This window comes from Tolumonas osonensis, assembly GCF_014202415.1.
GTDB lineage: Bacteria > Pseudomonadota > Gammaproteobacteria > Enterobacterales > Aeromonadaceae > Tolumonas > Tolumonas osonensis.
In genome coordinates this window covers 63,378-88,118 of record NZ_JACHGR010000003.1, presented here as the reverse complement: position 1 = coordinate 88,118, position 24,741 = coordinate 63,378, and the positions used below count along the sequence as shown (strand labels likewise).

General features: G+C 48.9%; 21 protein-coding genes and 1 CRISPR repeat array (1 of these 22 cut by a window edge). Of the genes, 16 read left to right on the top strand and 5 right to left on the bottom strand.

Annotated features, from left to right (window positions below; genetic code table 11):
• Positions 1 to 57 precede the first annotated feature (57 nt).
• Both gntH and HNR75_RS04880 read right to left on the bottom strand, forming a co-directional pair.
• Complete coding sequence (gene gntH, locus HNR75_RS04885; RefSeq protein ID WP_188025895.1) at positions 58 to 1,200, bottom strand: guanitoxin biosynthesis MBL fold metallo-hydrolase GntH; 1,143 nt, start codon at positions 1,198 to 1,200, stop codon at positions 58 to 60.
• A gap of 91 nt (positions 1,201 to 1,291) precedes the next feature.
• Positions 1,292 to 1,804, bottom strand: coding sequence for a glycine zipper domain-containing protein (locus tag HNR75_RS04880; protein WP_188025894.1), 513 nt, complete (start codon positions 1,802 to 1,804; stop codon positions 1,292 to 1,294).
• 384 nt (positions 1,805 to 2,188) lie between these two features.
• Here HNR75_RS04880 and HNR75_RS04875 point away from each other — a divergent pair, with 384 nt between their 5' ends.
• Entirely contained in the window at positions 2,189 to 4,555 is a 2,367-nt protein-coding gene (locus tag HNR75_RS04875; protein ID WP_188025893.1) for an arylsulfatase, read from the top strand.
• A gap of 154 nt (positions 4,556 to 4,709) precedes the next feature.
• The gene (locus tag HNR75_RS04870; RefSeq protein WP_188025892.1) at positions 4,710 to 5,477 is read left to right on the top strand and encodes a bestrophin-like domain; all 768 of its coding nucleotides are present in this window, start codon (positions 4,710 to 4,712) and stop codon (positions 5,475 to 5,477) included.
• 94 nt (positions 5,478 to 5,571) lie between these two features.
• Here HNR75_RS04870 and HNR75_RS04865 read toward each other — a convergent pair whose 3' ends face one another.
• The gene (locus HNR75_RS04865) at positions 5,572 to 6,990 is read right to left on the bottom strand and encodes a DUF2252 domain-containing protein (RefSeq protein WP_188025891.1); all 1,419 of its coding nucleotides are present in this window, start codon (positions 6,988 to 6,990) and stop codon (positions 5,572 to 5,574) included.
• A gap of 100 nt (positions 6,991 to 7,090) precedes the next feature.
• Positions 7,091 to 8,218, bottom strand: coding sequence for a lytic murein transglycosylase B (gene mltB, locus HNR75_RS04860; protein ID WP_188025890.1), 1,128 nt, complete (start codon positions 8,216 to 8,218; stop codon positions 7,091 to 7,093).
• Positions 8,219 to 8,648: 430 nt separating this feature from the next.
• Here mltB and HNR75_RS04855 point away from each other — a divergent pair, with 430 nt between their 5' ends.
• The 5 genes from HNR75_RS04855 (at position 8,649) to HNR75_RS04835 (ending at position 12,550) form a co-directional block, all read left to right on the top strand.
• Positions 8,649 to 9,872, top strand: coding sequence for a tyrosine-type recombinase/integrase (locus HNR75_RS04855; RefSeq protein ID WP_188025889.1), 1,224 nt, complete (start codon positions 8,649 to 8,651; stop codon positions 9,870 to 9,872).
• Positions 9,873 to 9,909: 37 nt separating this feature from the next.
• Positions 9,910 to 10,827 (top strand): hypothetical protein, encoded by a 918-nt coding sequence (locus HNR75_RS04850; RefSeq protein ID WP_188025888.1) that lies wholly within the window; start codon positions 9,910 to 9,912, stop codon positions 10,825 to 10,827.
• 71 nt (positions 10,828 to 10,898) lie between these two features.
• Positions 10,899 to 11,078, top strand: coding sequence for a helix-turn-helix transcriptional regulator (locus HNR75_RS04845; protein WP_188025887.1), 180 nt, complete (start codon positions 10,899 to 10,901; stop codon positions 11,076 to 11,078).
• A 160-nt stretch (positions 11,079 to 11,238) separates the two neighbouring features.
• Positions 11,239 to 11,733: a helix-turn-helix domain-containing protein gene (locus HNR75_RS04840; RefSeq protein WP_188025886.1), complete on the top strand. Its 495-nt coding sequence runs from the start codon at positions 11,239 to 11,241 to the stop codon at positions 11,731 to 11,733.
• Between the two features lie 418 nt (positions 11,734 to 12,151).
• Positions 12,152 to 12,550, top strand: a complete 399-nt coding sequence (locus HNR75_RS04835) for a hypothetical protein (RefSeq protein WP_188025885.1) — start codon at positions 12,152 to 12,154, stop codon at positions 12,548 to 12,550.
• Positions 12,551 to 12,575: 25 nt separating this feature from the next.
• Here HNR75_RS04835 and HNR75_RS04830 read toward each other — a convergent pair whose 3' ends face one another.
• Positions 12,576 to 12,869, bottom strand: a complete 294-nt coding sequence (locus HNR75_RS04830) for a type ISP restriction/modification enzyme (RefSeq protein ID WP_343043255.1) — start codon at positions 12,867 to 12,869, stop codon at positions 12,576 to 12,578.
• 233 nt (positions 12,870 to 13,102) lie between these two features.
• Between HNR75_RS04830 and HNR75_RS04825 the strand changes: the two genes are divergently transcribed.
• The 9 genes from HNR75_RS04825 (at position 13,103) to cas2e (ending at position 22,365) form a co-directional block, all read left to right on the top strand.
• Positions 13,103 to 13,939, top strand: coding sequence for a BrxR family transcriptional regulator (locus HNR75_RS04825; RefSeq protein WP_223157775.1), 837 nt, complete (start codon positions 13,103 to 13,105; stop codon positions 13,937 to 13,939).
• Between the two features lie 170 nt (positions 13,940 to 14,109).
• On the top strand, positions 14,110 to 16,689 hold the full coding sequence (gene cas3, locus HNR75_RS04820) for a CRISPR-associated helicase Cas3' (protein WP_343043254.1): 2,580 nt from the start codon (positions 14,110 to 14,112) through the stop codon (positions 16,687 to 16,689).
• Positions 16,690 to 16,692: 3 nt separating this feature from the next.
• Positions 16,693 to 18,216: a type I-E CRISPR-associated protein Cse1/CasA gene (gene casA, locus HNR75_RS04815; protein WP_188025883.1), complete on the top strand. Its 1,524-nt coding sequence runs from the start codon at positions 16,693 to 16,695 to the stop codon at positions 18,214 to 18,216.
• A 13-nt stretch (positions 18,217 to 18,229) separates the two neighbouring features.
• Positions 18,230 to 18,796: a type I-E CRISPR-associated protein Cse2/CasB gene (gene casB, locus HNR75_RS04810; RefSeq protein ID WP_188025882.1), complete on the top strand. Its 567-nt coding sequence runs from the start codon at positions 18,230 to 18,232 to the stop codon at positions 18,794 to 18,796.
• On the top strand, positions 18,789 to 19,436 hold the full coding sequence (gene cas6e, locus HNR75_RS04805; RefSeq protein ID WP_188025881.1) for a type I-E CRISPR-associated protein Cas6/Cse3/CasE: 648 nt from the start codon (positions 18,789 to 18,791) through the stop codon (positions 19,434 to 19,436). The genes casB and cas6e overlap by 8 nt, the downstream gene beginning before the upstream one ends.
• 31 nt (positions 19,437 to 19,467) lie before the next feature.
• Positions 19,468 to 20,502, top strand: coding sequence for a type I-E CRISPR-associated protein Cas7/Cse4/CasC (gene cas7e / locus HNR75_RS04800; RefSeq protein ID WP_188025880.1), 1,035 nt, complete (start codon positions 19,468 to 19,470; stop codon positions 20,500 to 20,502).
• An 11-nt stretch (positions 20,503 to 20,513) separates the two neighbouring features.
• Positions 20,514 to 21,230, top strand: coding sequence for a type I-E CRISPR-associated protein Cas5/CasD (gene cas5e, locus HNR75_RS04795; RefSeq protein ID WP_188025879.1), 717 nt, complete (start codon positions 20,514 to 20,516; stop codon positions 21,228 to 21,230).
• A gap of 6 nt (positions 21,231 to 21,236) precedes the next feature.
• Entirely contained in the window at positions 21,237 to 22,106 is an 870-nt protein-coding gene (gene cas1e / locus HNR75_RS04790; RefSeq protein WP_223157774.1) for a type I-E CRISPR-associated endonuclease Cas1e, read from the top strand.
• Entirely contained in the window at positions 22,084 to 22,365 is a 282-nt protein-coding gene (gene cas2e / locus HNR75_RS04785) for a type I-E CRISPR-associated endoribonuclease Cas2e (RefSeq protein ID WP_188025878.1), read from the top strand. Before cas1e ends, cas2e begins: the two co-directional genes overlap by 23 nt.
• Positions 22,366 to 22,418: 53 nt before the next feature.
• Positions 22,419 to 24,741: a CRISPR direct-repeat array (repeat unit 28 nt; unit sequence GTCGTCCCCACGCCCGTGGGGGTGTTTC); it runs 4,721 nt beyond the window's last position.

Sequence of the window (24,741 nt, the reverse complement as noted above, 5' to 3'; positions counted from 1 at the left end):
GATAGCTACTGCTAATCAGAACCTTTTGCCTTGCATGTCTTTGTTACCGTTTACCTGTTAGTCGAAATGGATAAGCGCTTCCGCCCACCATTCAGGCGGCGGTACCGCAACGGGTTTGAAGGTTGCGCTCTGCTTGCCCGGAATCGGCGGCAACTGATTCGATACCTTGGCCTGACGGGAGACAACAGCTTCCCGGGTGATGTTGATCACCGTTAAGTCCTGAGTCTGGAGGGTTGGACCGTCATATACTGCGTTCAACTCCGCAAATATCATTGGCACCACCTGAGGCGATAGCAGCGTGTGCCAGAGGCAAGCCAGGCGAGGTTTTACGAGCTGGAATACCTTACCGGCAGCTTCTGGGGAGGTATGCGCGGCTGTGAGTGCGATCGTTGCCCGTTCGATAGAAAGACCCGATGCCGCCGCCAGTGCAGCTGCCGGAGGGAAGCATTCGTGAATGAGGACGTCGACGCCTTCACAGGCGCGCACGAGCGGCCAGCACGGACGTGTATCTCCGGAGTAGGCGAATGATAACCCAGCGAAATCGAGGCGGTAGCCGACGGTACCATCGATGCAGTGGACGACAGGAAATGAAGTCACCTTCACGCCATTAGCCTCGTAGACGACCTGGGTCTTGCTGAAGTCAGACTCGTTTGCCACGATCCTCATGCTGTCCGGGTTGATTGCACCATTTCCGGCGGCAGTATCCCAGGCCAGCGCTTCTTCGATCGCTTCGACGAAGTGACGAGTGCCCAAACGTGGCTCAGATCCGCTGGGACCCCACACAGAAACAGGGCCGTCTGCCCGGCCAATCTTCGAGAAGCTGCCGCTGAGTGTGAGCAGATCGCCCATGTGGTCGGCGTGCAGATGGGTCAGGAATACCTTATTGAGTTTGTTCACCGGCAGCTTCAGGCTTGCATAATTCGAGAGGGAACCAGTCCCCAGATCGAAAACGAAGACGTCGCGCTCGGGGTTGCCGACTTCGACGAGGATGCTCGCCGAGGCCTGGGCGCGTGTAGGCCAGGGATTGCCACTGCCGAGTATCGTCACGCGCAGTTCGCCATCTTCAAGAGCTTCCTCGCCCGGGATGAACGTCTCAGCATACTCCCGTTGTGGTGTACCGACGATCGGCGTCATTGTTATGGCTTTTGTTCCCCCCTCATAGGAGAGCGCCGGCAATGCTGTAGATTGGCTGTTTCCCATTTATTTTGTTTTCCTTCTGCTGTCTGCCTATGGGCTCATGATGAGTATAGTAATCCCGTTTTTGGAATGCCAAGTCAGGGTATTGGTGCTGCTATTTGACGGTATATCCTCTCCCTTCCATGCATGCTCCATAAGACACATAGAACGTATCAATTTTCTGTTGCTGCTGCTGTTGCGCCTGTTGTTGCTGTTGCTGTGCCTGCTGCTGTTGTTGCGCTTGCTGCTGTTGCTGCTGGCGAGCCTGACGTCCGCCAGCCATAGTACCCACAACTGCGCCGATAGCTGCGCCTTCGCTTGCATCATCATTCGCGATTTCACCGATGATCGCGCCACCGGCTGCGCCACGTAATGCACCTTTAACGCGCTGACCTCCTGCTGTGGAAGTCGTTGTCGTAGTTGTTGTTTGAGGAGGTGGCGTCTGTGCTATTGCAGCCGGATCGATACCGGTAGTCTGTTTAGCCCAGGTATAACATTCACCATCGTCCTTGCTCTGCTGCTGCGAACTTTGTCCTTTTGCCGGATAGATAACAGGTTTTTGTGCCATAGCAGTGGAGGCAATGCACATTGTTGCGGCAACTATGGCAATTCGTTTGAGATTATTCATATTCAGACTCCTTTCAGGCTTGCTTGATTCAGACTTGTTTGACTAAGGGCATGTCTGCCGCAAGCGACACTACATCTCCGGATATCCGGGATAAACAAATGTACTAATCAGTGGAAACAGAGACATGGGGAAATATTTCCATGTGAACATTAAGTTAAAGGTATTTAAAAATTATAGCGCGTATAGAGATATGGAGAATTGGACTTTGGTCCCATTTATAGAGGTCATTGATTCGTAATTTGATCAAATCAAAGTGTGAGGTCAGTGTCATTTGCCGAATTAAACACAGGTGGGGGGGAGGAGTAGGACCAAAGTCTAATGGCAGCTGATGAATCTGGCATCTAGTATAAATAAACAACAATGGAGTAATACAGGAGCAATTCCATGAGCGACGGAAAGAAACATCGTTCCCATCTTCCGATGCCGAATACAGAGAAGCCTTCATTCATTGCATACGATGCAAAGGATCCTGACAGTAAATTTCCTCCCATTGAACAATTGCGGCCACCTAGAGGCGCACCTAATGTACTGCTGATCCTGATTGATGATGCCGGGTTTGGCTCTTCCAGTGCCTTTGGTGGGCCATGTCAGACTCCTGCTGCAGAAAAACTGGCAGAAGAGGGACTAAAATACAACCGATTCCACACAACAGCATTGTGTTCACCAACACGGCAGGCATTACTCACAGGCCGTAATCACCATTCAGCGGGCATGGGTGGCATCACCGAAATTGCAACCGGTGCACCGGGTTACTGCTCAGTTCTTCCTAACTCTATGTCACCACTGGCAAAAACACTGAAACTCAACGGATATTCTACGGCGCAGTTTGGTAAGTGCCATGAAGTGCCTGTGTGGCAGACAAGCTCTGCCGGCCCGTTTGATGCGTGGCCAACCGGTGGCGGTGGGTTTGAATACTTTTACGGGTTCATAGGTGGTGAAGCCAACCAGTGGTACCCAACCCTTTTCGAGGGTACGACACCTATTGAAGTGAAGAAAACCCCGGAAGAGGGTTATCACCTCATGGAAGACTTGGCTGATAAAGCGAACGGCTGGATTTCACAGCAGAAGGCATTAGCGTCTGATAAGCCGTTTTTTGTCTATTTTGCGCCAGGTGCAACACATGCTCCGCACCATGTACCGAAAGAGTGGGCCGACAAATATAAAGGCCAGTTTGATCAAGGCTGGGACAAGTTACGTGAAGAAACGCTAGCACGTCAGAAAAGACTGGGCGTTGTTTCGCCAGATTGCCAGCTCACGGCGCCTAACAGCGAAGTGCCTGCATGGGATTCAGTACCTGAAGATATGAAGCCAGTACTGCGCCGCCAGATGGAAGTTTACGCTGGCTTCATGGAATACACCGACTACCATATTGGCCGCGTGATCGATGGTCTGAAGAAACTCGGCGTCTATGAAGACACGCTCATTTACTACATTATCGGTGATAACGGTGCTTCCGCAGAAGGTGGCGTTAATGGCTGTTTCAACGAAATGAGCTATTTCAACATGCTGCAGTTGTATGAGACACCTGAATACCTGACTGAACGGCTTGATAAGCTTGGCGGGCCGGAATCGTATAACCACTTCTCGGCGGCCTGGGCGCTGGCGATGAACACTCCTTATCAGTGGACTAAACAGGTTGCATCACACTGGGGCGGAACACGTAACGGTACCATTGTATCCTGGCCTAATGGGATCAAAGCTAAAAATGAACTGCGGATGCAATTCTCGCATGTGATCGATGTTGCGCCGACCATTCTGGAAGCGGCTGGCATTCCTCAGCCTGTATCTGTTGATGGTATTCAGCAAGACCCGATTGAAGGTACCAGCATGCTCTATTCGTTTAACGAAGAGCAGGCACCGGACCGTCACGAAACGCAGTATTTCGAAATGTTCGGCAACCGGGGTATCTATCACAAAGGGTGGACTGCAGTTACTAAGCATCGCACGCCGTGGGCTCCAATGGGGGCTGAAGTTCCTGCTTTTGACGACGATATCTGGGAGCTCTATGAACCGGGTGACTGGAGCCAGGCAAACGACGTTGCTAAAACAAATCCGCAAAAATTGCTCGAGTTACAACGACTTTGGTTGATTGAAGCAACACGATACAAAGTATTACCGCTTGATGATCGAATGATCGAAAAAATTAATCCGGATACAGCCGGCCGGCCTGTGCTGGTCAAGGGTAAAACGCAACTGTTGTTCGGTGGAATGGGGCGGTTATCTGAGAACTGCGTTCTGAACCTCAAGAATAAGTCGCACTCGGTCACCGCTGAAATTGTGGTGCCTGAAAAAGGCGCTGAAGGGGTGATTATCTCCCAGGGGGCCAATATTGGTGGCTGGGTTCTGTATGCGAAAGACGGCAAGCTCAAGTACTGCTACAACTGGGGTGGTTTGAAACTCTTTATGGTGGAATCTGCAGATCGGATCCCAGCAGGAGAACACCAGGTTCGTATGGAGTTTGCTTACGATGGTGGCGGAATGGGTAAAGGTGGCATGGCTACGCTTTTCATTGATGGCCAAAAAGTCGGCGAAGGCAGGATCGATGCAACACTGGCGATGATTTTCTCCGCAGACGATGGTTGCGATGTTGGCGAGGATAGCGGTGCGGCAATTTCTCCTGATTATCCACCGGGACACAATTCGTTCAACGGTAAAGTGAAAGGTGTATTGCTGTCGATAGCGGAAGACGAGGGAGAAGGCCATCAGGTTGATCCGGCGTTGGCTATTCAGATGGCATTGGCGCGGCAATAGTGAAGGATTGGGGGAGGTGATGAGCCTCCTCCCAATACAGATCCCCATGATATGGAGGAAATAATGAAGTCATGGGCGCTTAACAACTTAAATTGGCGTTCGGGTTAATCTCAGAACATCCAGATTTCTTATTTTGCGATATGGAGGTTTGGCGATGATTTTCTTTAAGGATTACCCGTTTATTGTCTTTATCATTTCCTTTTTCTTGCTGTGGTTTTCGGCATTGTTCGGCGCATTTGTGCTCAGGAAATGGCGGGCGCCGGATACTGTTACACGGGAAGATTTCAGCATTGTTCAGGCCTCTACGCTGAGTTTATTAGCGCTTCTCATCGGTTTTAGTTTTTCGATGTCGATTGGTCGTTACGATCAACGCAAAAACTATGAAAAGGAAGAGACGAATGCGATTGGCACAGAATATCTCAGGGCTGAACTGTTGCCAGCGAATGAAACCGTGAAGTTGAAAGCGATGCTGAAAGATTATCTTGATCTGCGCATTCTGTTTTATACAACGAGCAATAAACAGGAACTACAGCAGATCAACAAGCGGACAGCTGCATTGCAGGCAGATATGTGGGCTGTGGTGCGTGAGCCGGCTAAAGCACAGCCATCACCTATCGGTTCTTTAACTGTGTCAGGTATGAATGATGTGCTGAATTCGCAAAGGCATACGCAGGCAGCCTGGTTAAACCGGATCCCGATTGCAGCAACGGTGCTGATGACACTGATTGCGATGTTCGGTAATGCCATGCTGGGTTATTCTTCGCGAAGTCCGGAATCAGAACGGCGACTGTTTCTTCTTCTGCCAGTGATCGTGTCGATCGCGTTTTTACTCATCATGGATATAGACAGTCCCAGCTGGGGGATTATTCGTGTTGTTCCTGATAACCTGATCAGTCTCGCTGAGTCCCTGCGTGGGCAATAAAGCAGAAATGAACCAGAATATATCTTCTGTCGATATCTGTAGTGGCCGGGCTGGTCACTACAGATAAAGGAATGAAAGAGAAAGGCGTTATTCACTAAACGGATTCGTTCGATGCTTCCAGCTTACCCTGTCGGATGGCTTTGACAAATGCCTTGTAGTCCTTTTGAACCTGATCTGCATATTCGATAGAGAATTCACAGATAGCCTCGTCAAAGACATTGCTGGTCCCCATATAACCAGCAATGAGTGCCGCATCGCCTGAGCGGGCATGCGCTCGGGCGAGTGCCCACGCACATAGCTGGCCATAGCCAGACAGCATTTTTACATCCCATCCCTCAATGATGGCACTTATTTTCACGTCCCTGAGCTGTCGGAAATATAAGTGCTTGCCATTTTTAGCGATAGTCCAGCCAAGGAATATATCACTGGCGGCCTGCATCAACCGCTGACCTGCAATGACGCGTTCTCCATGATTTGTATACTGGCTTGCTCCTGCATAGGGTTCAAGCACGGAGGGGCGGGCCTCCTTGATCTGCAGGAATAATGGATCATTATCGGCGGCCATAAACAGGGACACGAAACAGTATGTGCCAACGCTGCCAACCCCCACGGCCTTGAAGGCCACATCACAGAAATGGAAACGATCAAACAGCACCCGGACATGTTCTGGCAAAGAAGCCCGATATGCGGCAATCACGTCTCTGTATTGGGTTTCGTACCCGGGAGTCAGCTCTTTATCCGGATGAAAGATAAGAGGAGGGTTATCTTTTATCCGCGGGCTGACACCATCGTATTCGGCCAGTTTCGGGAATATGGCCTCGGTGGTGCTGTCGGATCGGGCTTTTTGTACACGTTTCAATACCTGCGCCCGGAGTTCATCGTTAGGCAATCTGGCGAGAAACTTGTCGAGCGTTATCATGTCATACCAGACATCCAGTGCCCGCATGGATGAATAGTCCAGCATTTGTTCCCGATACGCACAGGCTGTCGCTTTAACTGCCTTGACCGCTTCGCTTTCGGATAACTCAATATGTCGGGCTGCAACGGCGATACTTGCCGTTAAACGTTTAAGATCCCACTCCCAGGGAGCAGGCAGTGTTTCATCAAGGTCATTAATGTCAAAAATAATCTGGCGTTCCGGCGTGGCAAATCCGCCAAAGTTCATCAGATGCGCATCACCGCAGGCCTGTACGCGGGGGCCAGATACCGGCGTATTTGCCAGATCGGCTGCCATAAGGGCCGCAGTACCACGATAAAACGCAAAGGGGGATTGCAGCATCCGACCAAACCGGATCGGAATCAATTCCGGCACGCGGCCGGCGTTTGATTCAATCAGTATTTCAATAGGATCTCTTCGATCTTCAGGTGGAGCCCAGCCACTATGTGACTCCCGGGGAACCCGGGTACGCAAAGCTTTGCCCTCTGACCGACGTTGTTCGGCAGACAGGACTTCCCTGTTGTTTTTGATGGCATCGTCTTTGTCTGTTGCAGGTTCAGCTTTGCGCTTGCTCATTTTATCTTCCCTGAAAACACACATTTACATTTAGTGTAGATGTAATTTGACTAGGGAATCAGCGCCACAAAAAAGAAATTTAGCGCGGTATTTTTCGTCGCTATTCGCTGCTTGCTAACCGGAGCGGAGAGCCTGAAATTCGGGCTTCCTGTTTCACGGCTTCACCAAGTTGCCAGACGGCCATCGAGTAATGAACGCTCTTGTTATAACGTGTAATGGTGTAGAAGTTTGTCAGACCATACCAGTATTCATAGCCTGTACCGACATCCAGACGCAGCACACTGGCTTCCGTATGATTACCAAGACTCCGGGTTGGTTTGAGGCCGGCAGACATCAGCGTTTTTACCGGATAGCGGTTTTCAAAGCCATATTTCAGACCCGGAGCCTGGCCCATGCCACGAATGGCAATGTCGTCTCCCGGTGTCCAGCCATGCGCCTGGAAGTAGCGGGCAACACTGCCGATTGCATCTTCCGGATCCCACAGGTTGACATGACCATCCTGGTTGAAATCGACGGCATAACTTTTATAGGAAGAGGGCATGAACTGGCAATACCCCATGGCACCGGCAAAAGAGCCGCGCAGTTCATGAGCATCAACATGCTCGTCACGTGCCATCAGCAGGAAAGTTTCCAGTTCTTTCGTGAAATAGGCGGCGCGACGCGGATAGTTGAATGACAAGGTAGCCAGCGCATCCAGCAGACGGGTCTTGCCTGTGACACGTCCCCAGCGGGTTTCCACACCGATGATGCCAACAATAATTTCCGGTGGTACCCCGTATTGCTGATACGCCCGATCCAGTGTTCCGGCATATTGATGCCAGAAATTCACCCCATTACGGACATTATCCGGCGTAATGAACTGCTTGCGGTAACGTAACCAGGCCCCTGTCGGGCCTGAAGGTTTGGTGCTATAACTCGGCGCCTGACGATCCATCAGACGGAGCACCGAATCCAGGCGTTTAGCCTGACCGAGCCAGTATTCCAGTTGACGGCGATCGTAGTTGTGCTTTGCCGCCATGTAGTCGATAAACCGCTGAGCGTCTGCGTTGTCTTTAAAATCACCATGGGTGATTCGGGCTTCACCTGACAGGCTGTATTGCTGGGATGCAACCATCCCGCTGTTACTCTGCGCTGAAGTACGCTGAGACTGCTGGTCAGCGTTACCATCGTTGCTACTGCAGGCTGACAGCAGGAAAGAAAGAGTCAGTAAAGGAATCAGATTGCGCATTAGAATTTCCATCTCTTTATCGTGAAAACTGAACAAGGCATCCCGCCTTTACTGGTTAGTTGGCTGCACCGCGACGGGAGAGAGGAATTTACCGCTGAAAGCCGGTTAATGGAATCTTTAAAAGAGAATTCGTTGATTGAATGGGTGGGGCGACGTTATTGCCTGAAAACAAAAAGGCACTACCCAATTAAGGAAAGTGCCTTTTATTTCAATGAACTAGCGAAGAGCTGTTAGTTCATGCCGTATTAACAAAGTATATATTTCCCAATGTTTTCTTTTGTGTCTCAATGATATTTATAACATATTGATTAAAAAGAAAAACCGTCTTTTTTTGTTCTTATTGTTTCTGGTTATTTTCCTCAAATTCGCATAGATACTATACTATGTGTATCACTGGGTGTATCACTTTTAATTTGCTATAAGGCGTTGTATGGCAACAAATAAGCTGAATGACAATAAGTTAAAAGCACTGCTAAAAAACTTACCAGAAAAGGAAACATGGATTGCTGATGGTGAGGGGTTGGCTTTACGGATGCAGAGAGGGGGTAATCTTTCGTGGTACTTTCGATACAGGCTAGGGGGAAGAAATAGTAAGCTGGAACGACTTTTTATTGGTAAATATCCTGACCTTCCACTGGCAGCGGCTAGAAAGCTAAAAGACAAATGCCGGAATTGGTTGGCTGATAACAAAGATCCCCGTTTTATGCTGGACAGGATCACTCAGGAGGCATTAAAACCTGTTACCGTAAAAGATGCTTTGGAATATTGGCTGAATAACTACGCAGTACACAACCGCAAAAACCACGAAAAGCACCGGTCCCAGTTAATAGCGCATATATACCCAAAGATTGGCGCCATGCCGTTAAGCATGGCTGAGCGTAGGCATTGGCTGGATGCTTTAGAGAATATTAGCCGTAAAGGTTCACCAGTGGCAGCAGGTTATGTACTCCAAATGTGCAAGCAGGCTCTACGCTATTGTGATCGCAGAGGTTACGCCACCAGCACTGCTTTGGAAAGATTAACAATTCCTGATGTGGGTAAAAAACAGGAGAAAGATGATCGTGTTTTAACTGATTCGGAATTAAGTGATCTCTTGAAATGGCTTAATACGAACAGGATACAGCCGTACTATCGTGATTTAATCAAGCTGATGCTCGTATTCTGTGCCAGAACAAAAGAAGTTCGCTTGTCCACCTGGGATGAATGGGACTTTGACGCCAAACTCTGGACGGTACCCAAAGATAACAGCAAAAACGGAATACGTATTACCAGACCTATTCCAGATCGCGTTATACCATGGTTGGTGGATATGCGTCAGCACAATAATGGTCCTTTCATCCTTGGTGAATTTAAAGAGGGTACGACGGTGAGTCAATACGGCAGAATATTATGCAAGCGTCTGAAGCATAAAGAGCCTTGGACGCTTCACAATTTACGACACACATTCATAACTAAAAACGCTGATTTAGGCGCAGCACCACATGTGGTCGAATTATTAGCGGGACATGAATTGGGCGGTGTGTTCAGTATTTATAACAGAGGAGAGTATTTGTCTGAAAAATTGCAAGTATTAAACTGTTACCTTGACCGTTTAGAACTACTCGCAGAACCACAGAAAAATGTTATAGCCGCAACGTTTATAAGAGCACTATAAGCAATAAGCCACTCAGTGAAGCATAAAGGACTATGTTATGGGTAAAAAAGTATCGTCATTATTACCAATAGAGTATTGTCAACTGGATAGGGCGACTCGACTCCTTAAGTGTGAGTTTGCAGATATAATTCATTGGTTTTCTATAGGGGCGATAGAGCTTTGTGTGAAAGATCCTGGTGAAGGAATAATTAGGGTTTTCCGAGAGGATGGGAATGGTGTCGACTATAAGGCAACAAAAAAATTAATTACAGATGTGTATATAAATGAAGGTGTTAGTTTCACTAAATACACATCTGCTGAAAAATCAAGATATAACAATGAATCTATCGATGAAATTAATGATATGCCGGCAGAAGATGTTTGGCCTACTTCTGTTCAGTTAACAGGTTTCTGGAGTTTACTTTGGATACCAGAAGATAGTGGACCTGAAACTGACATCACTTCATTCTGCGACATTTATCCATATGGAGAGACAATATCAATCTCTGCTAGACTCCATTCTGTTGATAAAGCTATCAGTTGCTTTATCAACGATACGCCGAATGACTATGCAGAAATAAAAGCTAAAGACCTCTGGATTATGAAACCAGACTTAGAGCGTCTTTATGAGGCCATTGTAAGTAAAATGCCATTAAAAAATATATTTAATAATACTAATTTGGCGGAGATGAAAAGTAGCAGAGAAAAATTGGCTGTTCAAAATCAAAATGAGCCAAGACCAAGAGTTACAACCACACAAATAGATATGGTTATAGGATTAATGGCATTACATCCTGAGATAGGACGCGAATTACTATACAACCCATATAAGCTTTTTGATTTACTTGAAGAAATGTTTGCTAGGAATGGTATGAGATGCCCAGTGAATACCGGGGATACAATAAAAACATGGATAGAACGTCAAACAATAATTTCTTTGGTAGATAAGCTTATCTCGGACCGAGATAAGCCTTAATTCGGATTGTGACTCTTTCCAATCAGCAAAAATGCTCCTGAAACAATCAATAGCATTCAGGAGCATTGTCTATGAGCAACGATGTAAAAAATCGCCTTTTAACATTCCACCAAGTACAGCCACAGGTTCAATTAAGCCGTGTAACTATTTGGCGTTGGGAGAGGGAAGGTAAATTCCCCAAACACATCAAACTAGGCCGTTCTATTCGCTGGCGTGAATCTGATATTCAAGCTTGGATTGATGGTCTGTAGACAATGTGAGGGGGGATTTATGACTGTAAAGAAAAAAAGTCCAATCCCTGCAATGGATCAAACCTTTACTATACTTTCATCGGCTGATCGCAAAGGTGTCACCAAATTAATATTGCTTGACATCTTCAGTGATTATCAGCTGGTTCATTAGGGGGACAGCATGAGTTCGCCTAGTGTTCAAAGACGAAAGAATAAAAACGCATCACAAGGACAGTTGTGGAAGGATTGGAAAAATAACGGAGGTATTTGTCAGATCCCAAGACAAGTACTGATGAGTGAGGACTATATCAGTCTCAATCATGCATCTGTCCGTGTGTTGATGGCTTTAGTTAGCCAATACAATGGTGCAAATAATGGTGATCTGTGTGCAACGCAGAGTGAAATGGCAAAACATGGGATAAAAAGTCCAGACACTTTAACTCGGACACTTAAGGAGTTATTACAAAGAGGCATGATTGTTAAAACACGTTCTGGTATATCAGGTGTTAATGGTCATCGCTTATGCACCTTGTATGCGCTTTCATGGTTAGCCGTTGATGAGATCGGAAAAAAATTTGGATCGAAGTGGATGACAGAAATAAGAGGAACTAAAACAGCACTCCGATTAGATTTTTCAAAACCGCATGATGGGGAATTTAAGTACCAAACAGCCTGAATGTCTTATCTAATAACCAGAGGCCCACTACCATTATGGCGTGGGCTTTTTTGCTTATAGCGATCTTTAAAAAAACACTGAATTTCGATTTTTTCCCACAACGATAATCGTAATGATTTACTACGATAATCGTTGTAATTGAGTTCGTTTTGCGGGATTGGTGATTTTTTTTAATCAAAATCACTACGGTTATCGTAGTAAAAAGGCTGCTTTTGGCCTATCCCACACTACGACAATCGTAGCACTTTATAATATTACCAGATCTACAGGGTTTAATTTCTGATTAGAAAAGGGCCTGTTTAACGTGAATGGGCACAAAGCATGCGAAGAGTGATGAAGGTTTGAGGTGGTTTGAAATCGCAATAATGACACTCTAAAATCCATTTTTGCCTGATTCAATCAAGTGAGGATTCGCAGTATGGCTAATGGTTGGGGTGGTCGTAGAACAGGTGCTGGAGCGCCCAAAGGTAATAATAATGCAGTTCAGCATGGTGATTATTGCCGTCCCAAGGTAGATGTTGACTGTTCCAGCACAAGAGAATTGCGTGTAATGAATGCTGCGATTTTGCGAATCCAGTTTTCTTTGCCTGAGATGGGCAAAGGTACCCCATCTGAAGTGAGAGAATATCTACGACTGAATGGCATGTCTGGCTGGGTTACTGACAAAATTATTCAGGCTACACGAAAAAAGTCGAAAGATAGACTCAAAGACATCGAAGCTAAACGAAGAGAGGCGAAGACTGAACTGCTGGAAGCTAAAGCACGACTGATAGCGGCTAAACATCAATTCCGGTTGAGAGTGAACACTTCTGACTGATTTACTAAAATCAAAGTCTATCTCCCTATAGCAGCAACTGGGATGCCATCTTTACTATTTTTGTCGCCCACACGTTGGCATCGCTCTCAATGCCACTATCTGTATCGGTTTTGACATACTGACGTTCCATTACCCAATCAATAGCTGGTTTGCCATTAACCACATAGAGATAAGCATCTGACGGTATATTTTTAATGGTAATCCGGCCGTTATAGATGATCGTGGACTTATCATTCACATTCTTACCATCTACCTTAACTTTCGGATGTCTTATCTTTTCAACACAATAGTGTGTGTCTTCCTTGGCATTACTCTCAATAGTTGCTAAATAAAGTTTGGAATAGATTGCTATAGCTATCAGTTGTATGAGTGATCATAAATTGATAAATGATCAGTAATCGTTTTTGAAAAAATCAGCAGAATACAAATTAGATCAAAATAATAGAGGTTATTTATTTGAGAGACCTCAAGATTGTTTATATAAATTTAGTGTAAAAATGAGTCCTGCTGTGGGTGAATCCGGATGAGATATCAGTATTCCATGGAGGGTGTATGAGTAGTACCAAACTACCCTATGAGCGATTAGCATTTCTCGAAATGCTCACTTTTTGGATGGGAGAAGTTCGCAACAAGGACCTCGAAACCCAGTTTGGTATTACCCGTCAGCAGGCATATAAAGATTTTGCCCTTCACCAGCGATTGCACCCCGCACATCTCATCAAACTGGATAAAGCCTGCTACGGCTTTGCCGATGACCGACAACCTCAATACTTCCATGGCGGACTGGATGAATTTCTCGTCTGGCTCGAAACAGGTCACTTTGCTTTATCTCATCCCTTACCCAATACCTGTGCAGCCCGGCTTGAATTGCCTGAGCGCAATATTTCCCGCCGGATTATCGCAACGCTGGTGAAAGCCATCCATCAGCACGCACGGGTAGAAGTAAATTATGTGTCACTTTCCAATCCCGAAAATGAAGGTCGGATTTTCAGCCCGCACAGCCTGGTCAAAGCAGGAACCCGCTTTCATGTCAGGGGATATTGTGAGAAATCGCAGGGATTTCGCGATTTGGTGCTGAGTCGTTTTCGTGGCGAAGCTGAAATAGAAGGACCATCACCTCACTCCATCGACAAAGATGAAGCCTGGCAAACCAGTGTAACCCTGATTTTATCGCCCGATCCTCGTTTAAGCCCCGCCCAGCGTGATGTTCTTGCCAATGATTACCAGATGAAAAATGGCACGCTCCACATCAAAACCCGCGCCGCACTCGCCGACTATCTGCTTAGAGAAATGCAGGTGAACATCAAATATCTCGATGGCAAACCCGAAGCGCAGCAACTGGTGCTGGTAAACAGAGATGACGTCAAGCAGTGGCTTTTTAATAGTTGACGGCTCCGGTAGCATCCCATAGGTAATCTGAGTTAACCTGTGCAAATTTACAGGATTGAGAACGATTTTGATAAGTTGCACGCTGGCATACCAATGACAGGGTTACGCAAGGATGATTAAAATTGCGACGATTTACAAATAAAGCATCACAAACCGACATAACAGCATCAGTGATTCGTTTCGAAAATTGTCCTGCGAAAACTTGGAGGCGGGACGATGGAACCTTAGTACAAGGTCGTTCGGTACTGAGCCACTGTCAGATAGTGGGTGAAATCGCTCGTTGTTTGATGTCTCGTTTCCCTGAATCGATGCGTATCCACTTGTTTCCACAAGGCAGTGAAATGGCTGCAGGTGGCCATGACATCGGCAAGGTCAGTCCGACATTCGTGGCTAAAATTCTCGCTGCTTGCGGTATCAACTACAAGACTATGCCTGAGTTGGCCAGGGTAAGTCCTGATCTTGAGAAACAATGGGGAGGTCATGCTGGGGTCAGTCAGGCCACAGCAGAAGATATCGGGACGCCCAAATATGTTGCCGAAATTCTCGGCCAGCACCATGGCTATAACCCTCAGGTTGATGACAAACGCGGAGATGCCGAATCCTTTGGTGGTGTTCCTTGGTTCGAGGAACGCAAAAAGCTGGTGGCAGCTTTGAAAGAGTGCCTGCAAGCAGACTGGCCAAATTTTGAGTTTGCAGCGCAAGCCCGTGTGGTTGCAGGATTAACTTCGGTAGCCGACTGGATTGGATCTGGTGAGTTTTTTGAAAACCCAGAAGAAGACTGGGAACCGAATATCACAGCGGCCTTGAATGATGCTGGGTTTATCAAGCCTGTTATTCGTAGTGGATTATCTTTTACTGAAGTCTTTGACCCCGTGAATCTCATCATGAAACCACGTGAACCTCAGTCTCTGTTTATTGAGCAGGTTTCGGGGCCGGGTGTGTATATTCTCGAAGCCCAGATGGGTATGGGGAAAACTGAGGCGGCCTTATATGCCGCTTATCAGATGCTGGAACAGGAAAAGGCCACAGGCATTTACTTTGCGCTGCCAACGCAGCTGACTTCTAATAAGATTTACGATCGCTTTAATGCCTTTCTGGGACAAATTGTCAGCGCAGAAACGCCCAAACGGAGTTTACTGCTGCATTCTGGTGCCTGGTTGCTTGATACGGAAATGGGTGAAGAGGGTAGCCCAGGCGGGGCATGGTTCAACCAGAATAAGCGCGGTTTATTGGCTCCCTTTGCTGTTGGCACGATTGATCAGGCCTTGATGGCTGTAATGAACGTCAAACACGGTTTTGTAAGAGCTTTTGGTCTGGCTGGCAAAGTCGTGATTCTGGATGAAGTGCACAGTTATGATCTCTACACGGGAACCATTTTGAATGAGCTGGTGGCATTTCTGCGTCAGATCGACTGCACCGTAATTATTCTAAGCGCTACGTTGAATCAAACGCGACGAGAGGCCCTATTAGATCAGGTAACAACCAACAAGGCTTACCCCTTGATTACTGCTATACCTGTCGCCGAAATAGCATGTAAGCAGATGTCGCGGCTAAATGAAGTGGGAGTACCAGCAGAGGATGGTGCTCCCGTCAGTCTACGATTATGTGATAAAGATGAACCTGCGGTGGAAGAAGCTCTTAAGCGAGCAGCTCAGGGGCAGCAAGTATTATGGATTGAAAACACCGTCGCTGAAGCCCAACAGCGATATCTTGATATCGCCAGTCGTGCGGTTCAGGCCGGGTGTGAAGCCGGCTTGTTGCATTCTCGTTTTACCCCTCAGCATCGAGCTGCTAACGAGGAGCGTTGGGTAGCACTGTATGGGAAAACTGGCTGGTCTGAACGTGCGAAATGCGGGCGAATTTTGGTGGGTACACAGGTACTGGAACAATCGCTCGATATCGATGCTGATTTTCTGGTCAGTCGCTTTGCCCCCACTGATATGTTATTGCAGCGTCTTGGTCGCTTATGGCGGCATGCAGACGCCCCCCGCCATGCCAGTGCTAGAGCAGAATGTTGGTTACTGGCCCCAACACTAGAGCAAGCATTGGCTACACCTCACTCTGCCTTTGGCCTGAGCGCCATGGTGTATTCGCCCTATGTGTTGTGCCGTAGCCTCGAGGCTTGGCAAGAGCTTTGGTCAATCCGGTTACCGTCGGACATTCGCCCCTTGATCGATCAGACCTATGCGGAACGTCCGGAAACTGAGCAATGGGCCAGCCTGTTACACGAATTGAAAAATGGCAGCCGTTTCCGCACAGGCGAACAAGCCCAACAGGCGCTAGCCAAACTGACTTTGTCCAAAGGCGGTAAGACCTTGCCTGAGCACAAGGCCGAAACCCGTTACAGCGATCAGGATACTCACGACCTGCTATTGCTTCGCAGTTTGCGCTCGCAGGATGGCGCTACACAAATCCGTCTCTTTGATGGCCGAGAATTAACCCTTCCTCATGGTCACCATCGTCTAACCAAAGCTGAGTGGCGCAAACTAGCTGCGGTGCTTCATCAGCAGTTGGTGCGAGTTAGCCCGGCTTATTGCCCGGTCAAAATTGCCAAACATGAACTGGAAAAACTACATCTTCACGAAGTGTTTTATCTTGGCCGGCCAGAAGATGACGAGGCGCTGCTACGTGTGGCTATCGTCAGCCCGGCGGGGGAACTGCTAACTCTGGACGGTCACTCAGCTGGTGATAAATATACCCTTGAATACCGTGAAGACCTTGGCTTCCGGGCCATTTCCAACAAGGAATAAACTATGGAAAACCGCTTTAACCTGATCGATGAACCCTGGATACCGGTCGCGGATATTGGCCGGGTCAGCCTGAAAGAGATTTTCAGTAATCCGAATTTACGTGCATTAGGCGGCAATCCGGTGCAGAAAATTGCGCTTACTAAACTGTTATTGGCTATTGCTCAGTCAGCTGCTACGCCGCAAGACGATGACGACTGGAAACGTATGGGCTGGCAAGGCATGGCAGATAAGTGCCTGAGTTATCTGCATCAATGGCATGACTGCTTTTATCTGTATGGTGATAAACCTTTTTTGCAGATGCCAGCTATTCGGGCTGCTGAAGTCAAATCGCTTGGCGTATTGTCGCCAGAGGTCAGTACCGGCAACACGACCGTATTGACTGAAACCCAACAAGAGCGGAAAGCCAATGATGCTGATAAGGCTATTACAGTTATCGTTCAGATGGGATTTGGTCTCAGTGGGAAGAAAACCGATAACTCGGTCATATTGACCGCAAGTTATCAAGGTAAACAAAACGATAAGGGCAAACCTGCCAGCGGCAAAGCTGGTATTGCTGTTGGCCATATGGGTTTATTGCATTCATTCTGGCTGGGTGACTCTGTTGCCCACAGCGTCTGGCTGAACCTGTTTACTCACGAGGATATTGCTGATCTGATGATGTATCCGACACTGGGGGTAGCGCCTTGGGAGCAGATGCCTGCTGGTGAAGACGATGACATTGCCAGAGCCTTGCAAGAATCTCTGATCGGTCGCCTAGTGCCCATGGGCAAGTTTTGCCTGCTGGCTGATGGCGGTATCCACTACACCGATGGGATTGCCCATGCTGGTTATCTGGAAGGCAAAGCTGATCCGACGGCATCGGTGGATTTTGCCCAGAAAAAGCCCAAGGCGCTTTGGGTTAATCCAGACAAGCGACCATGGCGAGAACTGACTTCGTTATTGCAGTTTATCGAGCAAGGTAAAACCGGTGGAGTGGAAACTCCGCAACTGAAACGCACCCTGAAGCGAGTGTGCCGCAGCACCGATCAATTCGCTATTTGGTCGGGTGGACTCCGGGTCAGTAGTAATGCGGGGGAACAATACGCCTCAGGTACAGACGACTATGTGCAGTCTGAAATCTGGCTGGTATCGGAACTGCTAGGCAGTCTGTTTCTGGAGCAGATCAAGCAGGAAATGGCGCAACTAGAAGCCATGCAGAAACTTCTCTGGGGGGCAGTTGTTCGGTATTTCCGCCAGTTGTCCGATATCGATAAATCCGGCTCTGGTAAGGCTCAGCCCTTTGTGGCCAACCAGGCTGAAAAAGCGACCGGAACATTCTGGCAGCTCTGCGAACGTCAGTCACAGGCACTGATCGATGCCTGCGACTCGACCGAAGAAGCTAAGTTACAACGCCTACAATTGCGCAAAACCTTCGCAGCCTATGCCACCCAAGTATTTGACCAAATATGCCCCAACGACAGTGCCCGCCAAATGGACGCATGGGCCCAGGCGCGCCCCAATTTTTCCAAATATCTGAAAGCCGATTAAGGAGAGAGTTTGTATGGATCAGCAATCTGCAGTCGCCACTGCCGAAAGCACTGGCAAGTTATCCAGGGCTGAACGATTTGTCGGTTATGTGATTGAACGTATCAACAAGGACAACGGCTTTGCCGCTCGTCTTAAGCGGGCTGACAACCCTGCCACCGAATATCAGAGTTGGGAGTTATTGGCCGGATTTGGTGTTGACCTTGAAAAGGAGTGGGAGCGCCTACCATTTTGCACTGTAGGCGCTGCACTGGCACGAGCTAAACCTGTAACAGATGGCAAGTTACCTTTGGGCAGTGCGATTGCAGCCTGCTTTGACGATGGCAACCAATCTGATCAGGCTAAAGCTCGTTTACGCCGCTTGTTGGCTTGTACCAGTACCACTGAAGCTTGCCGTATTTTGCGGCCATTGCTAACGCTGATGGCGAGTCGTGGTGTGACACCGGATTTCAGCCAGTTGCTGGAGCAACTTCTGTGGTACTCCGGCAATGGTCAGGAACGGATTCGGGCTCGGTGGGCACAAGAATTCTATCGTCGCACCACTGACGCTGATGAGAACGTTACGGAGGCCGTGCATGACTGAGTTATACGCAAGCGCTCTGCACCTTGATCGTGCGGCTGTCAAAGCACTGAAAATAACCGATACCTATTCGCTGCACCGGGTGGTCTACAGCCTGTTTCCGGATGTGCGTAGCGAGCATGAAAAGCAAAGTCATATCCAGAGTGGCATCGTCTATGCCGATCAGGGTGGCGACTTTCATGGTCGCAAGGTACTGATCGTCTCGGATCGGCAGCCACTGGCGCAGGTCGATGATCAACACGGTGAGGTGATCTGTAAGCCAATTGCCGAATCGTTTCTGGGCTATCCGCGCTATCGCTTCAAGGTGCAGGTGAACCCGGTACGCAAGGATAAACAGAGTGGTAAGCGAGTGGCGGTCAAAGGCCGCGCCGATACCGCCAGCTGGTTTATGCAGCGTGCAGTCAAGAGCTGGGGCTTTGAGGTTGACCCGCAAACCTTGCAGGTTGACACCATTGAAGTGCTGCAATTCAAAGACAAGATCGGTCGCCTGGTAACCCTTGGCAAAGCCCATATTCAGGGGCAACTCACCGTGACCGACCTGCAGCAATTTCACAACAGTTTTAAAAACGGCATTGGCAAGGGGCGGGCGTTTGGCTGCGGCTTGTTGCAAATAGTGCCCATCATCGACAACCCGTTTGCCTGATTTTCACCGAATCTTTTTCAAGGACAAGAACATGACTAACGCATTTAAAAACACCCGTATCGAATTCCATATCCTGCAGTCTTTCCCTGTCACCTGTTTGAACCGTGATGACGTTGGTGCGCCCAAGTCCGCCATGATCGGTGGTGTGCCACGCGCACGTGTGTCGTCACAGTGTTGGAAACGCCAAGTACGCCTTGCCATGCCCGATTTTGGTATTCGACTGGGTGTGCGCAGCAAAAAGATTGCCACCATGCTGGCTAATGAATGTCTGGCACTGGGTGCTAGTGAGGCTCAGGCGACCAGCTGTGGCGAGACTATGGCTGCATTTTTTGCCGACGATACCTTGTTGTTCCTGAGTGATACCGAAGCCAAAGCCTTTGCTGCCTATGCACAGGAAAATGGCTTTGAGGCGTCGAAATTGAAAGACAAGGAGCTAGTGAAAGTTTCCAAAAAAGTAGTTAACAAAACTCTTGATGCTCTGGATATCGCGTTGTTTGGACGCATGGTCGCTAAAGCTCCTGATATGAATGTTGAGGCGGCAGCTTCATTCGCACATGCTATTTCAACCCATAAAGTCAGCAACGAAGTGGAATTTTTCACGGCAGTGGATGATTGCAAAACGGAAGATGAAAGCGGTTCTGCACACATGGGTAGTTTGGAATACAACTCAGCTACTTACTATCGTTACGTGAGCCTTGATCTGGGGCAACTGGAGCAGACCTTGGGTGAAGGTGCTGACTTGAAAACTGCGGTCGATGCGTTCGTGAAGGCATTGTATGTTGCCGTACCTGATGCCCGACAGACCACACAATCTGGTGCTTGTCCATGGGAATACGCCCGCGTACTGGTGCGTAAAGGTCAACGTCTGCAAGCGTCTTTTGAGCAGCCAGTGAAGAGCAAGGGTGAAGGCTTCCTCAACCCGAGCAAAGACGAACTGAAATCCTGGCTCGACAAAAAAGAGAAACTCTCTGGTTCGCTGTTTGGTAAGCAGGGGGATTATGAATGGGGCGATAACCTGGAATACAGCATTGACAGCTTGATTGCTGACTTACAGTCTCACCTGTAAGGGAGATGGAGATGAGCAAATCTACCCAATATATGCTTCTGTGGCTCGAAGGGCCGTTGCAAGCCTGGGGGCACGACTCAAAGTTTGGGGTGCGGGACACACTGAACTTCCCGACCCGTTCAGGCATCCTGGGACTGCTTTGTTGCGCTCGGGGTGCTGGTGGCCCCGAAGTTGAATGGCTGTCACAAATGAATAGCATGAACATGGAGGTACGGGCTTATGCCCGTACCGATAGTAACGGCCGGCCGCACCTACGTGAACCTGCATTGTGTGATTTTCAGATGGTTGGCAGTGGATACGATGACAGTGATCCTTGGCAAAATCTGCTGATACCTAAAACGTCTGATGGAAAAAAGGCGGTCGGTGGCGGCACTAAAATGACCTATCGCTATTACCTGCAAGATACTGTTTTTGCCGTGGTAGTGGAGGTGCCTAATGAACAGTCTGACATGCTGGCCAAAGCGTTGCAGAATCCGGTTTGGGATCTGTACTTAGGGCGTAAAAACTGCGTGCCAACGGAGCTGATTTATCAGGGGCTGTTTGATAATACCGAGTCTGCCTGGCATCGTGCAGGACAATTGGCTGAGAACAAACAGCGGATTCACAGTTACTCAGTCGTTGAAGGTGAACAAGATGGCGAAGTCATCACTCTCAACGATGTTCCTATACAGTTTGGTGAAAGTAAACGTTATCGGGATCGACGAGTGACTCTGGTGGAGATGGAGTAAATAGCTATGGGAGAGCGCCTGTTTGTCAAAGTGACACGTGAATCACTGCCTCAGGTAAAGGACAAATATCCTTTTTTATATCTGGAGCGAGGACGTCTGGAAATTGATGACAGTAGCGTTAAGTGGATTGATTCCGATTGCAATGTAGTGCCTATCCCTGTCGCAACCATAAACACATTACTACTAGGCCCCGGCACTACAGTGACGCATGAAGCAATTAAAACTGCTACGGCAGCTAACTGTTCTGTGAGCTGGGTAGGAGAGGATAGTTTGCTTTTTTATGCGGCTGGTTTTCTTCCTACTGCCGACACGCGCAACCTTAAATTACAGATTACGCTGGCTACCGATGAGGAGTCTTCGCTTAAAGTCGCCAGGGCAATGTTTGCTAAACGTTTTCCCGATACAGAGCTTGATGGTAAGAGTCTAAATAGCATGATGGGGATGGAGGGGAATCGGGTTCGGGCTTTGTATCAGCAAAAAGCTGAAGAGTATGGAGTCGGCTGGAAAGGGCGTCAGTTCACACCGGGCAAGTTTCAACTGAGTGATTTGACCAATCAAGTACTAACGTCCACGAACGCAGCGCTTTACGGCATATTGTGTTCGGCTGTTCATGCAATGGGATATTCCCCCCATATTGGCTTTATTCATTCTGGTAGTCCGTTACCGTTTGTGTACGATTTGGCTGACCTTTACAAGGAACAGCTTTGTATTGATTTGGCATTCTCCCTCACCCGGGAAATGGCTGGCCGATATGACAAACACAAAGTATCTGACGCATTCAGAAAGCGAGTTATTGCCATAGACTTGCTCAATCTGGTAACGGCTGATGTTGATGAGTTGATGGGGGTTAAGCATGCTCGTCGTACTCGCCAATGACTTACCGCCTGCAGTTCGCGGACGAATGAAACTCTGGTTCGTGGAGCCGCGCCCGAATGTGTTTGTATCTGGTGTTAACGATTCTGTCGCACAAACAGTTGTTGAGTACTTGATGCAGCATTGTCCAGCCGAATCTGGTCTGATGTTGTTCAGAAGCATTCCTCAACCACCTGGTTACGAAATTCGCTACAAAGGTGAGGTAAGAAAGCCGATTATCAATATCAGCGGATTACAGCTAATTATTGAAACCCTAAAATAGCTATAACCATCATATATGGGGTTTTAATTATCGCTCTTTCACAATATATTGGTGTCGTCCCCACGCCCGTGGGGGTGTTTCTGGTATAGCGAGATGTCGCTGATGCGCCTTCTTGTCGTCCCCACGCCCGTGGGGGTGTTTCCATTGAACTTATTTCATAGCGTTGTGCTGGGGAGTCGTCCCCACGCCCGTGGGGGTGTTTCCCACCACATTCCCTTCCTCGTCTTTTTGCTCTGGTCGTCCCCACGCCCGTGGGGGTGTTTCCGCAGAATAATGGCTAGTTTCGTTTATGACTACGTCGTCCCCACGCCCGTGGGGGTGTTTCCGAAACAACATTGTCTATCAGTGGTGTGGCTTAGTCGTCCCCACGCCCGTGGGGGTGTTTCTCCGTTACACCGTTTCTGCTGCGCAGCCACTGGGTCGTCCCCACGCCCGTGGGGGTGTTTCCAAGCTAAAAGCTAACTCAACGGCAGCCGCAGAGTCGTCCCCACGCCCGTGGGGGTGTTTCCACCAGAAGAAAAAGCGGAGTGGTTGCGTGAAGGTCGTCCCCACGCCCGTGGGGGTGTTTCTGACCGAAGCGTTTCAGACCATATACATAAAAGGTCGTCCCCACGCCCGTGGGGGTGTTTCTGAAGCCCTGCTTCACCAGCCGTAATGCTGGCAGTCGTCCCCACGCCCGTGGGGGTGTTTCTGGTAAGTCATTGTTTTATTTTAATGAAAAAGAGTCGTCCCCACGCCCGTGGGGGTGTTTCTAAAACGATTCGGTGAGTATATCAGTTCAATTCGTCGTCCCCACGCCCGTGGGGGTGTTTCTAAACAACAAGATAACAAATGCTACCTGCACGTGTCGTCCCCACGCCCGTGGGGGTGTTTCTGCTTGCGCAGTGGCATATCACAGAGCGAAACGGTCGTCCCCACGCCCGTGGGGGTGTTTCTTCAAGTGTGATGAAAAAATAAAGCCAGAGTATGTCGTCCCCACGCCCGTGGGGGTGTTTCTGTACGCATTGAATGCAGCCTGGGCACGTTTAAGTCGTCCCCACGCCCGTGGGGGTGTTTCCTGGCAAGCGTTGCATATTCACTGCATTAGCCTGTCGTCCCCACGCCCGTGGGGGTGTTTCTTTCTTCTTGTAAAGCTTTGTATTCGTCTGTTTGTCGTCCCCACGCCCGTGGGGGTGTTTCTAACGGGCAGCCTGGGGTGGCAGAACACTGGTTGTCGTCCCCACGCCCGTGGGGGTGTTTCCCGATACAGACCGCATGAGCGATACATACGGGGGTCGTCCCCACGCCCGTGGGGGTGTTTCTCTGGCATGATGATTTATACGCAACGCGCAATAGTCGTCCCCACGCCCGTGGGGGTGTTTCTTCATGCCAGCATTTAGCTTCCCATGCCACGCTGTCGTCCCCACGCCCGTGGGGGTGTTTCTGGGCGTTGCATTCCGCTCCGCCGTGATGGATGGTCGTCCCCACGCCCGTGGGGGTGTTTCTACTTATCTACAAAGAACTGCCCTGCAGCTTGAGTCGTCCCCACGCCCGTGGGGGTGTTTCCATATCACGGGGTAGGTTGATTGCGGTATCTGGGTCGTCCCCACGCCCGTGGGGGTGTTTCTAGATTTCAGCCTGTTTTAAACATTCTGGGCCTGTCGTCCCCACGCCCGTGGGGGTGTTTCTCCAGTGGCGCCAGAAAGCTTTGCTTATAGTGTGTCGTCCCCACGCCCGTGGGGGTGTTTCCTACTGCTTTACAGCGGAGAGGTAGGTAAGTTCGTCGTCCCCACGCCCGTGGGGGTGTTTCCTGTATATTCTCCAGCGTTTGTTTCACTAGAGTGTCGTCCCCACGCCCGTGGGGGTGTTTCTATCTGAGGGCAAAAGTTGATCATTATTGTGGGGTCGTCCCCACGCCCGTGGGGGTGTTTCTTAAAACATTAATGCATTACGAATTGGAAGATTAGTCGTCCCCACGCCCGTGGGGGTGTTTCCTACCGGTTTTAGTATCAACAATGATATAATCCGTCGTCCCCACGCCCGTGGGGGTGTTTCTTCTTGCAGAGCCTGGTAAATTGTGCCACCTTGGTCGTCCCCACGCCCGTGGGGGTGTTTCCTTCCCGTCTACCGGCTATCGCTTCCCATTCCAGTCGTCCCCACGCCCGTGGGGGTGTTTCTATATGACCATTAAAAAGCAGGTTAATCAATGAGTCGTCCCCACGCCCGTGGGGGTGTTTCTGAGTGACTATGAATTCACCATGCCTTGGCCGCGTCGTCCCCACGCCCGTGGGGGTGTTTCTCGCCCAACGACTTGCTGGCAATATCTGTAGCAGTCGTCCCCACGCCCGTGGGGGTGTTTCCGTGGCACATCTGGACAGCTTATTCACCATTCAGTCG